The 13345-nt window shown below is 61.6% G+C and carries 7 protein-coding genes; all 7 read left to right on the plus strand.

Features of this window, described 5'->3' with window-relative positions:
* Positions 1 to 57: 57 nt before the first annotated feature.
* The 7 genes from GSQ88_RS15885 to GSQ88_RS15915 all read left to right on the plus strand — a co-directional run bounded on the left by GSQ88_RS15885 (position 58) and on the right by GSQ88_RS15915 (position 13325).
* Positions 58 to 2265, plus strand: coding sequence for a flagellar hook-basal body complex protein (locus GSQ88_RS15885; protein WP_159008670.1), 2208 nt, complete (start codon positions 58 to 60; stop codon positions 2263 to 2265).
* Between the two features lie 51 nt (positions 2266 to 2316).
* A complete protein-coding gene (gene flgK, locus GSQ88_RS15890) occupies positions 2317 to 4170 on the plus strand; it encodes a flagellar hook-associated protein FlgK (RefSeq protein ID WP_159008671.1) in 1854 nt (617 codons plus the stop codon).
* Between the two features lie 9 nt (positions 4171 to 4179).
* Positions 4180 to 6060: a flagellar protein gene (locus tag GSQ88_RS15895; RefSeq protein ID WP_159008672.1), complete on the plus strand. Its 1881-nt coding sequence runs from the start codon at positions 4180 to 4182 to the stop codon at positions 6058 to 6060.
* A gap of 26 nt (positions 6061 to 6086) precedes the next feature.
* Positions 6087 to 7736: a hypothetical protein gene (locus tag GSQ88_RS15900; RefSeq protein WP_159008673.1), complete on the plus strand. Its 1650-nt coding sequence runs from the start codon at positions 6087 to 6089 to the stop codon at positions 7734 to 7736.
* A gap of 70 nt (positions 7737 to 7806) precedes the next feature.
* Positions 7807 to 8982: an ATP-grasp domain-containing protein gene (locus GSQ88_RS15905; RefSeq protein WP_246784837.1), complete on the plus strand. Its 1176-nt coding sequence runs from the start codon at positions 7807 to 7809 to the stop codon at positions 8980 to 8982.
* A gap of 100 nt (positions 8983 to 9082) precedes the next feature.
* Positions 9083 to 10675 carry a CHAT domain-containing protein gene (locus GSQ88_RS15910; RefSeq protein ID WP_159008675.1) on the plus strand — a complete coding sequence of 531 codons (1593 nt, stop codon included), beginning with the start codon at positions 9083 to 9085 and terminating at the stop codon, positions 10673 to 10675.
* Between the two features lie 280 nt (positions 10676 to 10955).
* Positions 10956 to 13325, plus strand: a complete 2370-nt coding sequence (locus tag GSQ88_RS15915) for an EAL domain-containing protein (RefSeq protein ID WP_246784818.1) — start codon at positions 10956 to 10958, stop codon at positions 13323 to 13325.
* The last annotated feature ends 20 nt before the right edge of the window (positions 13326 to 13345 follow it).

The raw sequence follows: 13345 nt of genomic DNA on the forward strand, positions 1-13345 counted from the left end.
ACGGTCACGGCCAGGCAATGCCGGCCGGTCGCTCGAATCGAATGTGGAGACGATGTTATGGGTATCTTCGATGCGCTCAATACCGCGGTGGGCGGCCTGCAATCGCAATCCTACGCGCTGCAAAACATCTCCGGCAACATCGCGAATGCCTCGACCATCGGCTACAAGGGCATCGACACCACCTTCGAGGATCTCGTTGCCCAATCGTCGGGGCCGACCTCGCAGGTCGCTGGCGGCGTCCAGGCGTTTTCCCAGCAGACGTTGACCACGGCGGGCACCGTCACCGCATCGACCGTTGCAACCAACATGGCGATCAACGGCGACGGCTTCTTCTCGGTACAGAAGCCCACCAGCACCGTGGATAATCAGCCGGTCTTCAACGGCGTCACCGACTATACGAGGGCCGGCGATTTTCAGGTCAACGCCAACGGCAATCTGGTCAACGGCGCCGGATATTATCTGATGGGCGTCACGGTCGATCCGAAGACCGGCAACCCGCTCGGCAGCGTCGCGAACGTTCTCCAGTTCCAGAACAACTTCATCCCGGCGCAAGCCACCAGCACCCTTCAATACGCCGCCAACCTGCCGACCACGCCCACGACCACGGCGAGCGCCACCGCGGCTGCCGGCACGATCACCGCCGCCGGCGGTTTGAACACCGGCGACTTCACCGAGAACCCGACGGTGTTGGGCACGCCTCCGCAGCCTTACGGCAACTCCTCGGCGACCGGCACCGCCGAAGCGGGCACAACAGGACCGATCAGTGCCGCGACATTGCTTTCCAGCGCGGCAACCGGCAGCGCGACCGGAACTGCCGTCACAGTCGGCGGCACGGCAATCACGGGCGCAACCGTGTTGTCCACAATGAGCCCTGCTTTCACCAACGGCTCCACCCTCGTCGTCAACGGCAAGACGATTACCTTCAGCAGCACTGCGACCACCAGCACCAGCAGCACTGGCGGTACCATCAGCCTGAGCGGGACGGTTCAAGATATCCTCACGGCGATCGATCAAATCTCGGGTACGAGCGCGACGACCGCGCCATCGACCATCAGCGGCACCGGCGCGATCACGCTGAATGATAACGCGGGCAATCTGACGATCACGAGCTCGCCCGCGAGTGATCTCGCGGTGCTTGGCTTCAGCGGTAGCAGCATCACCACCCCCAACGCCCTGGCGAGCAGCTATGCCGCGACCGACAGTATCACCGTCACCACCTCAACCGGTCCCGTGACCATCGCGTTTTACAACGGCGGCACTGCTCCCACCGATACCGCCACCACCAAATATCTTAACCTGGCGAACGCGAATGTTGGAGACCTGCTGCACACCATCGACTTGATTACCGGCAACACGACTGCGTCGACTGCGTCGAGCGTCTCCTCCACCGGCGCCGTCACACTGGACACGGGCACCGCGAACGATCTTTCGATCTTCAGCAGCGCGGCTGGATGGGGGGCGATGGGATTGACGTCGCCAGAGACGGCAAAACGTTCCGGCGGCGGCGGGTCGGGTCAGGGTTTCGTCACCGGCGCCGACAGCACGGCTTTCACCAATGAAAGCATCAGCGGCGGCGCGGTAACTGCTTACAACGCGTCGGGAACGCCGGTTAACCTGCAAATGCGATGGGCCTTGACCTCCACGGCCGGCGGTCAGGAGACCTGGAATCTGTTTTATCAGACCGATACGACCGCAACCGGCACCCAGGTCGCGTGGCAAAATGTCGGCACCAACTTCGTCTTCAACTCCAATGGGGCCTTAACCAGTCCGTCTGGTGCGGGCATTACCATTCCTGGCGTGACCGTGAACAATCAATTGCTTGGCGACGTGACGTTGAATGTTGGCTCCAGTGGTCTGACGAATTTTGCCACCACCACCGGCGCTGCGACCGTCAACAACTTCACACAGAATGGTTATGCCGCCGGCCAGCTTCAATCGGTCGCCATCAACGACAACGGTCTGGTAGTCGGCACCTTCTCGAACGGGCAGAATCTCGATCTAGCCCAAGTCACGCTGTCGCATTTCAACGGCACCAACTATTTGCAGGCGCTCAGCGGCGAAGCCTACGCCGTGACCGAACAGTCCGGGCCGGCCATCGCCGGCGCGTCTGGAACGATCAGCGGTTCGTCGCTCGAAGGCTCCAACACCGACATCGCCGACGAATTCACCAAGCTGATCGTGACGCAACAGGCTTATTCGGCGAACACCAAGGTCATCACCACGGCAAACGACATGGTTCAGGATTTGCTGAACGTACTGCGCTGATCGGCCTCGACGTGAGGCCGCTGTGACGTAATCGAAGGCGGGTAACAGATTATGGGTTTGAGTTCGGCCCTTTCAATTGCGATGTCCGGCCTGTCTGCCAACCAGGCCGCGCTTTCGATCGTGTCGGGCAATGTCGCCAACGCGAACACGCCCGGCTATGTCGTTCAAACTCCCAACCAGATCGAAGTCTCCTCCGGCGGCTCGGGCAACAGCGTCCAGGTCACCGGCGTCAACCGCCAGCTCGATCTCTACGTCCAAAGCCAGTTGCGCACGGAAACTGCCGGCGGCGCCTATGCCGACCAGACGGCCAATATTCTGGGCCAGTTGCAGGACGTCTATGGCACGCCCGGCGGCGCCGGCACGCTGGAGACGTCGTACAGCAATTTCACGACAGCATTGCAGGCGCTGTCGACCAGTCAGGGCAGTACGTCGGCGCAGACCACGGCACTGGCGGCGGCGCAATCGCTGGCGCAGTCACTCAATCAGACGTCGCAGGGCATCCAGTCGCTGCGCTCGAATGTCGAACAGGATATCAGCTCGTCGGTGACCGAAGCCAATACCGACATAAAGCAGATTGCGAGCATCAACCAGCAGCTTCAGGGCCTGAGTGCGACCGATCCCGCGGCCGCGACCTTGATGGATCAGCGCGACAACGCGATCAACGATCTGTCGACATTGATGGATGTCCATGTCTCCACCGGTACGGGCAACGAGGTCAACGTCTCCACAACTTCAGGCATGCAGCTCGTCAGCGGCTCACTCGCGTCCACGATGAATTTCTCTTCGCCGGGGTCACTGACGGCGAATTCGCTGTACAGCACCAACCCCAGCCAGAACGGCGTCGGATCGCTCACGATCCAGCTTCCGAACGGCGCCAGCTACGACATGGTCGCCAACAACACGATCACGTCGGGCAAGATCGCGGCCGACCTGAAATTGCGTGACCAGACCCTGGTACAGGCACAGACCCAGGTCGATCAGCTCGCGGCATCGATGTCGAGCGCCCTGTCGAATACAACGACGGCAGGTACCGCCATCACCGGACCGCCGTCAGGCTTCAGCGTCAGTACCTCGAATATGCTGGCCGGCAACACCATCAACCTGACCGTTACCAACGGTGCCAACACCCAGCAGCAGATATCGATCGTCAACGTCACCGATCCGACCGCGCTGCCGTTGCAGAACGCGGCGAACGCCAATCCAAAGCTTGTCGGCGCCGATTTGTCCAACGGCATCACGCCGGCCGTGCTGGCGCAACTGAATCAGGCGCTCGGCCCCAGCGTCACATTCTCGGGCTCCGGCACCACGCTGAATGTCGTAACGGATGCTGCGACGGTCAATGCCGCTTCGACCACGACGACGGCGTCATCGCTGACCAGCGGCAGCCCGCAGCTTGCCGTGTTTACCGACGGCAATTCGCTTTATACCGGCGCGATCACGTCCTCCGGTTCGCAGATGACGGGGCTTGCGGGGCGGATCACGGTCAATTCGGCGCTGCTGAGCAATCCGCAGGATCTCAGCGTTTACAGCACGTCACCGGTGACCCCGGCCGGCGATACCACGCGTTCGGATTTTCTTTATTCGCAATTGACCTCGGGGTCGTTCAGCTATTCGCCGCAAACCGGGTTGGGATCGAACTCGTCGCCGTTCACCGGCACGATCACCAACTACATGCAGCAGTTCCTGAGCCAGCAGGCCAACGCGTCGACCACGGCCACGCAGTTGCAGCAGGGCCAGGACGTGGTGGTCTCCAATCTGCAGCAGAAATTCAATTCGGTAGCCGGCGTCAGCATCGACACCGAAATGTCGAACCTGATCGCGCTGCAAAATTCCTATGCCGCCAATGCTCACGTGATGTCGGTTGTTCAAAGCATGATGAACAGCCTGCTACAGGCTCAAACCTAAGGCGACCCAATGTCGATCAACAGCGTAAGTAGCAGTTCGCCGCTCGCCCTGGCGATACTCAACCTCAACAACCAGATGACGAACCTGTCGACGCAGCTCGCCACCGGCGAGAAGTCGACCAGTTACTCCGGCATGGGCTCCAACGAGGGCTTCGCCATCGCCGCGAGATCGCAGCTCGCCAACATTTCCGCCTTCACCGACACCATCAGCAATGTCGGCACCCAGATCTCGGCGGCCAACACCGCGCTGCAAGCGTTGTCGAGTATCGGCAGCCAGGTGCAGAGCGCCGCGGCCGCGACGCCGGCGACGCTCGACAGCACCGGACAAACCATCGGCCAGGAGAACGCATCGGCGCAGCTGGCGTCGATGGTCGGAATTCTCAACACCCCCGCCGGCGATCGCTATATGTTTTCCGGCACCGCGACCGGCACGCCGGCAACGGTGTCGGTCGACCAGATGCTCAACGGCACCGCGACCCAGGCCGGATTGAAAACGCTGATCTCCGAACGCGCGCAGGCCGACGGCACCACCGGCACCGGACGACTCACGATCACGCAACCGACCTCGACTTCGGTTTCGGTTGCGGAGGATAGCGCCGGTTCGCCGTTTGGCTTGAAGCTGAGCACCGTAACATCGACACTGACCGGCGCCACCGTGACCGGGCCTTCGGGCTCGCCTGCGGCGATCTCGGTCGCACTGGGCGCCACCAATCCGAATCCGGGCGATAAGATCAGCTTCACCTTCAATCAGCCGGACGGCACCACCACCTCGGTTCAGTTGACGGCGTCGACGTCGTCGCCGCCGCCGTCGGGAAGTTTTACGATCGGCTCCACGCCGGCGGCGACCGCCGCCAACCTGAACACGGCCTTGAACACCGCGATCGGCACGGTGGCCAATACAACGCTGGTCGCCGCATCGGCGATTGCCGCCGGAAACGATTTCTTCGATACGTCGTCAACCGCGACCGCGAACAATGTGGTCAGCAACCAAGCCACACCGCCCACAGCGATTACCGGCGCGACGGCGCTGTCGGGCACCCCAGGCACGGATTCGCTGAGCCCGGGGTTTGCGGCCGGCAACACCATCACCGTCAATGGCACGCCGATCACGTTCGTAGCCTCCGGTGCGACCGGCAACGAGGTCAATGTGACCGACAGCGTTCAGACGCTGCTGTCGAAGATAGATTCGATCACGGGGACCTCAACGCCATCGACCATCGATGGCGGCAAGGTCGAGATCAACACCGATGATGCCGCGAGCCTGTCGATCACAAGTAACCCTGCGGCAGCGCTGCAGGCGCTGGGCTTCACCAGCACGACGGTGACCGCGCCGCAGCCGCCGCTCCGGGTCAGTGGAACCCCATTGAGCTCCGCGACGTCGCTGGTCAACGGCAGCGCCAACACCGTCTCCTGGTACACCGGCAATTCCGGGCCGGGATCGGCGCTCTCGTCAGCAACCGCCCAGATCGATACCGGGATCACGATACAATATGGCGCGCAGGCCAATGAATCCGCCATCCGTTCGCAGTTGCAATCGCTCGCGGTATATTCCGCCTTCACCACCCCGGCGACCGGCACAAACTCGGCCGCGCAAATCGCAGCCCTCGGTCAAAGCATAGCGACAAACCTGACGCCGCAACTCGGCCAACAGACCATCGAAGAAATCCAATCGCAATTTGCCGCCGCGCAAACCGTGATGACGGATACCTCGGCGCGGCAAGCCCAGTCTCAAACCATGCTGCAGAACATGGTCACCAACACCGAAACCGTTTCGACGCAAACGGTCGCCACCGAGATTCTGGCATTGCAGACCGACTTGCAGGCGTCCTACCAGACCACTTCGATGCTCTCTCAACTGACCCTGACCAAATACCTTCCGATCGGCGGCTGATTAGCACGGTCATTCCGAGGGCAGACATGGCAACAGAGGTGTCGTCGCATGGCGCCCGGTTCGAGGCGATGGAGGATCCGAGCTTTCGGGATCGATCCCGCTCGGCCTCCGCGATGGCCACCCTGTTCGAGCCGCTGGATCGTTTGCTCGGCAGCGGCGGCGATCCACGAATCGGCATCGACCCGATCAGCGGGCTCAACGAATATGGCTGCCGGCTAGCGCCTTGTCCGGAGGTGCCGAGCTTTGCCTCGAGCACCGCGACCTCGATTTCGGGCCGCGCCTATGCGCGCGCCGGCCGTGCGCGCGAGCAATTGATGCGATCGGCCATTGCCGATGGCATCGAGGCGGCGTTCGATGCCCGCGTCGAGGCGATGCGCCACGAATTGAGGGGCTGTCTTGGGCTGTCGCCGCACCAGGCCGACGTCGTGTTTTCGCCGTCCGGCACCGACGCGCAGCTTCAGGCGCTGTTGCTGATCCGCGCGTTGTCGGGGTCCGCATTGACGACGATCGTCGTGGCCGCCGATCAAACCGGCAGCGGCACCGAACATACCGCGCGCGGGCATCATTTCAATGTGGTGACCGCGAACGGGATGCGGGTGCGAAAGGGCGAGCCTGTCGCGGGGCATGCCCGCTCTGTCGAGAGCATCGCGCTCGGTCTCATCGATGAGCGCGGTGAATTTCACACCGAAGCCGAGACGGATTTGCGGGTGCTCGGCGCGATCGAAGCATCGATCGCGAACGGCAACCATGTGCTGTTGCAAATCATGGATTCGTCGAAACTCGGCTGGCGGGCTCCGAGCGACCGATGCCTTGATGAAATCTCGACGCGTTGGCACGGTCAGGTCCAGGTCGTCGTCGATGCGTGCCAGATGCGGCTCGGCCGGCCGCGGCTGCGAAAATATCTCGATCGCGGATATCTCGTGATCGTCACCGGCTCGAAATTCTTCACTGGCCCCGCGTTTAGCGGCGCGCTGCTGGTGCCGGCGTCTCTCGCCGGGAAGATCGATGGCATCACTGCGATAGCGCCGGGCTTTACCGACTATTTCAGCCGCAGCGATTGGCCGTGCCATTGGCAGAACCTGCGATCGCGGTTTCCGGTTCGGGAGAATTTCGGCCAATGGCTGCGCTGGGAAGCAGCGTTAGAGGAAATCCGTGCCTATCATCGCGTGCCGGACGCCTTCAGGCATTCGGCGCTGGCGGTGTTCGGCGAGGGCGTGCGGCAGATCATGGCGGTGACGCCATCGCTTGGCCTTTTGCCGCCGCAGCAAAGGCACGGGGATTTTGACCTCGACGATGAAGAACTGGCTCAGCCTACGATCTTTCCGCTTCTGATCCGGCAAGGCGGCCGCGCTTTGTCGCCGGCGGATTGCCGGAAGATATATCGCGCGCTGGCGCAGGATGCGCGAGAGGCGGCGGCCGATCAGGAGATCGCGGCAAGGCCGTGTCTGATCGGGCAGCCCGTCGTGCTTGGCCGCGGCAGCCCGGATCCCGTCGCGGTGCTTCGGATCTGTGCCGGGGCGCGGCTGGTCACCGACGCCTGGTCATCGGACCAAGAGGTTGCGGGGCGCAATTTGCAGCGCCAACTCGCCGACGTCGGCGCCATCGTTTCCAGGATCGAGTGGTTGGTTGCGCATATCGACGATCTGAATTCAATGGAGGCTGGTCGTGGAGTTTGAGCGCGCCGAAGGCGCCGATCGCGTTCGCTATCCCAGCGCCGATCGGATCGGATTTGCCAGGCTCACCACGATGGCGTTTGACGGCGTCGATCTTCGGCCGTTGCGAGACCAGATCATGGCGAAGATCGCTGATGGAACGGCCGATGCCGGCGAGGGGCTCGATCTCAGCCTGATCGCGCAATTGCTGGGCGATAAGCCGACCGGGCTTGCGCTCCAGGCCGAAGTACTGGCCTTCCATCAATTGTTTCGCTCCCCCTGTTCGGCCGAGCCGCCGACGCTGCGCGTGCTGGCGCTGGCGGCGGCGATGGACATGGGCGGGAACACGCCGATCGAGTTCCTGCTTGAGCATTCGGGGATCGAACTGTTGACGCTGTATGTCGTCGATGGCGTCGAATTGCCGGCGCCACTGCCGGACCATGACGTCGCGATCGTGATCGCCTCGGATTCGGAAGAGTGCCGCGATGCATTGCGCAAGATCGAAGGCGCCGCGCCGCACTGGCCGCGGCCGCTGCTCAATCCGCCGCACCGCGTCGGCAATCTCGATCGCGACAAGCTGCACCGACTGCTGCACGGCATCGCCGGCCTCGATATCCCGGCGACCGAAATCGTGACCCGGCTGCAACTAAGTGATCTGGCAGGTGATCTGGTCCCGCCGGACAGCGCGGTCGCGGATGTCGCAGCCGGACGACAGTTTCCCTTTATCATCCGGCCGCGCGGATCGCATGCCGGCACAGGCCTCGCCAAAGTCAATGATCGCGCCGGGCTGGGCAGCTACCTCTCGGAAAGGCCAGAGCTCGAATTCTTCGCCACGCGCTTTGTCGATTACGCCAGCGCCGATGGCTTGTTTCGCAAATACCGCATCGTCTTCGTCGATGGCAACCCTTACGCCTGCCACATGGCGATCGCCGCCCGCTGGGACATCTGGTACCTCAACGCCGGCATGGCCTCGAGCGACGGCAAGCGCGCGGAGGAGGCGGGCTTCATGCAAAGCTTCGACAGCGGGTTTGCCATGCGCCACCGGCACGCGCTGGCCGCGATGGCCGAGCGAATCGGCCTGGATTATTTCACGGTCGATTGCGCCGAAAACAAAGGCGGCGAATTGCTGATCTTCGAGGCGGACAATACCGCGGTGGTCCACAACATGGATTCGCCTGACCTGTTTCCCTACAAGGCGCCGCAGATGCGCAAGATCTTCGAGGCCTTTGCCGGCATGCTGTCGCGCCATGCGCGGGCCGCTCGGGGGTAGGCCGCGTAGCGCGGAAAATGCTAGCCTTTCTGGAGTAGGTTGATTCGAAGCGACGGCTTTCGGAACGCCTGCGATCTATGGTCCCCGGAAGGACGCTCCGTTGTCGGCGAAATGGAAAAATAGCCCTGGCCGGATGCCGAACCTGTCGCGCTTGCAGCGGCAGGCGTTTTCGTCGTTCCAGGAAGGCGATCTCAAGCGGGCGGAAAAGCTGTGTGCCGGAATTCTGGAGCACCGGCCGGACGATTTCGATGCGCTGCATATGCTCGGCATGCTGCATTTCCAGCGCCAGCGCATGGTCGAGGCGCTGCATTTTCTCGCCGCGGCGCTGAAGGCCAATTCGGCCTCTTCCGACGCAATGTCGAATCTCGGTCTCGCGCTGCATGCGACCGGCCGCTTCGACGAGGCGCTTCTGCAATTCGGCAACGCCTTGCAATTTGCGCCGGAGCATCCGGAAATTCTCTACAATCTCGCCAATACCTATCTCGAATTGGGTCGTTTCGATGAGGCGTTGTCGCGTTACGACGCCGCGCTGGCACAGGCGCCCGGTCATGCCGGCGCGCTGGTCAATCGCGGCAACACGCTGCTGCGCTTGAACGAACCAATGAAGGCGATCGCGAGCTATGACGCGGCGCTCGACGCGATGCCCGGCCATCCGCAGATCCTGACCAATCGCGGTCATGCGCGGCGCCGGCTCGACCGGCCGTTGGAGGCGCTCGCGGACTTCAACGCCGCGCTGCTGGCCGCGCCTGAATTTGCCGAGGCTCATTTCGAGTCCGCGATGACGCATTTGACGCTCGGCGATTTCGATACCGGCTGGAAGCAATATGAGTGGCGCTGGAAGACCGGCGCATTTGCCAGGTATCGTCGGCCGTTTCGCGCGCCGCCGTGGCTGGGTGGCGAATCCGTCGCGGGCAAGACCGTTCTGCTTCATGCCGAGCAGGGTTTTGGCGATACCATCCAGTTCATCCGCTACGCGCCGTTGCTGGTGGGCCGGGGCGCAAAAGTCATTTGCGAGGTTCAACCGGAGCTGCAACCGCTGCTGTCGCAATTGGCGGACGTTAGCGTGATTGCGTCGGGCGGAACGCGGCCGGCGTTCGATCTGCATGTGCCGTTGCTCAGTCTTCCGTTGGCGTTCGCAACGCAGATCGAAACAATCCCGGCCGCGTTTCCCTACCTTGTGGCGACCGCCGATCGCGTCGCCTATTGGCGCACTCGCCTGCCGCCGGGCACACTACGCGCGGGGTTTGTGTGGTCCGGCTCGTCGACGCACAAGAACGACCGCAACCGCTCGATCGCGCTGGCGCAGCTTGCGGCTCTGTTCGACAATCCGCCGCTGCAATGTCTCAGTCTGCAGACCGAATTGCGCGATGCCGATCGCGATGCGCTGGGCAGCCTGCCGAACCTGATCCATCTCGGCGACGAGATCGGCGGTTTCGCCGACACGGCGGCGATTATCTCGTTGCTCGATGTCGTGATATCCGTCGATACCGCGGTGGCGCATCTGGCCGGCGCGCTCGGCAAGCCGGTCGTGATCCTGCTGCCCTATGCGGCGGATTTCCGCTGGATGAGGCAGCGTAACGACACGCTCTGGTACCCGACCGCGAGATTGATGCGGCAGCCGGCCTTCGGCGACTGGGATAGCGTCATCGGCCGCCTGGGCGACGAATTGCGGCGATGGAACCAGCGTTGCTGACGCGGCCCGACCGTTCTCTTTGACGCATCTTCCTTTACTTCAAATTTACGTCAACTTGCGGTTGCTTGGCTAAATGCGAGGCATTTGAGGCGCGTTAAGCGGCACGGCACTCAACAAGAATATGAACTTAGGTACGGTGTATCTAAATACCCGTAAACGTCTTGTTTTTTCGCAGCCTCTGAACTCCGGTTTATGATTGTGTCATGACGCACAGGGCCAGATGAGAAATCCGAGGGGTACGCCCCATCTATTGCGTTCGGTTTGGCCGCTCATCGTAATCGTGCTGCTGCAGGCTTTTCTTGCCGGCATCAGCATGGACACGCTGGCGTCGGTGCGAGCCTATGTCGCCGGCGAAAGCCTGTGGTCAAAAGGGCTGACCGAAGCCGTTTATTCCCTCAGCCTCTATTCGGAAACCGGTGACGAAAAGTATTATCGTCAGTACAAATCCAGAATTGCCGTTCCTGTCGGTGATCGTATGGCGCGCCAAGCGCTCGAAGGATCGGTGCCCGATCTGAAAGCCGCCTTTGATGGCTTTCTGCAGGGCCTCAACCATCCAGACGATATCCCTGACCTGATTTGGCTGTTTCGCAATTTTAGCGATGTCAGCTATCTCGCCAAAGCCATCGCAAGCTGGAGGGCCACGGATCCCCTCATAGACGAACTGGTTGGTCTTGCCGATGCCATCCATCTCGAAGCCACCAAGGGGCCGGTCACACGTGAGCGCGTCGATGCGCTCCGGACGCAAATCTACCAGCTCAGCGAGCGCGCCGCTCCACTGGCGATCGCCTTTTCACGAGATATGGGTGATGGGGCGCGGTCCATAAAACGGCTTTTGACGATCGCGAACCTGTTCACCGCTGCCCTGCTGATCTCGATCGGGATATGGCGAACGCGCAATCTGCTGATTCAGCGCCGGAAATTCCAGAGTGAACTGGAGACTGAAAAACAGCGTGCGCAAGTTACCCTCGCTTCGATTGGCGAAGCTGTCATCAGCACCGACGCCGACGGCTTCGTTGAATACATGAATCCAACGGCCGAGCGGCTTGTCGCAAAGCCGATCAGCGAAGGGCGGGGCATGCGGTTGTCATCCTTGTTCCGTTTCGTCGATCAGGAGGATGGAAGGGAAAACGAGACCGCGATCGCGCAGGTTCTCGCGGGCAAGGCAAGTACCGGCCTGCATTCGCTGATACGGGAGGACTCGAGCTCTGTCCCGGTATCCTGGATCGGGACGCCACTGCATATTGACGCAGAGACCACGGGCGCGGTCCTCGTGTTGCACGATATGACTCAGGAGCAGAAATACATCTCCGGCCTGGCGTTCCAGGCATCGCACGATTCGCTGACCGGATTGGCCAATCGCCACGAGTTCGAACGTCGGTTGGACGAGGCTCTGCCGCAGATCGGCCATCGCTTTGAGTCGTGCGCCCTGATGTTTCTGGACCTCGACCAGTTCAAGGTTGTCAACGACACCTGCGGTCATGCCGCCGGCGATCAATTGCTGCGTCAGATTTCCGGTTTGCTGCAAAAGGATTTGCGCCCGGAGGATCTGCTAGCGCGTTTGGGAGGTGACGAGTTCGCGGTCCTGTTGCAGGATTGCGGGACCGAACTCGCCTCCAGCACGGCCGAGCGATTACGGCAGACGGTGGAGGAACTGAACTTCGTCTGGAATGGGCGAGCATTCAACCTCACCGTCAGCGTCGGCGTGGTTTGCGTCGCAGAGCGCGATGCGACACGCGAAGATACGCTGCGGGCCGCCGACGTCGCCTGTTACATGGCAAAGGAAAAAGGCCGGAACCGAGTTCAAATTCATCATCCGAGCGATTCCGAGCTGTTACAGCGGCTTAGCGAAATGACCTGGGTTCAGCGCATCCACGAGGCGCTTGAAAACAATCGTTTTTGCCTGCACGCGCAGAAAATAGCCCCCCTCGACGAACACAACACCGACGGTCTCCACTTCGAACTTCTGCTGCGTTTGCAGGACGAAGATGGCCGGCTCGTAGCTCCCGGAAACTTCATCCCAGCCGCCGAACGTTATGGATTGATGACGCTGATTGACCGGTGGGTGGTGCGAAACGCCTTTGCGATTCTTGCCAGTCGGATAGCCAACCCGAGATCGGCGCCGATCGACACCTGCGCCATTAATCTGTCTGGTGCAACCTTCGGGGACCAGGGCTTCCTGGAATACGTTCGCGAGCAGCTTCGGGCCTACAAGATTTCGCCGGCCATCATTTGCTTCGAGGTCACAGAAACCAGCGCGATTGCCAATTTGGCCGACGCGACACGCTTTATCTGCGCGCTGCAGAAAGACGGGTGTCGGTTTTCACTGGATGATTTTGGCAGCGGAATGTCTTCGTTTGCTTATCTCAAGCATCTTCCGGTGGACTACCTGAAGATCGACGGCAGCTTCGTCAAGGACATGCTGGTCGACCCGATCGACCGGGCAATGGTCGAGATGATCAGCCACATCGGCAAAGTGATGGGCAAGCGCACCATTGCGGAATTCGTCGAAAGCGAGGGCATCCTGCAGGCCTTGCGCGAAATCGGCGTTGATTACGCACAAGGATACGCCGTTGGGAAACCGAAGCCGTTCAACAGCCACAGCAGCCTCATGCGCGTGCGGGGCGCTACCGTTCGCCGTGAGGTGGCCTAGGCGCGCTCACGGAGCGCCCA

The organism is Bradyrhizobium sp. S69 (assembly GCF_009766005.1).
In the GTDB taxonomy this organism is placed as follows: Bacteria; Pseudomonadota; Alphaproteobacteria; order Rhizobiales; family Xanthobacteraceae; genus Bradyrhizobium.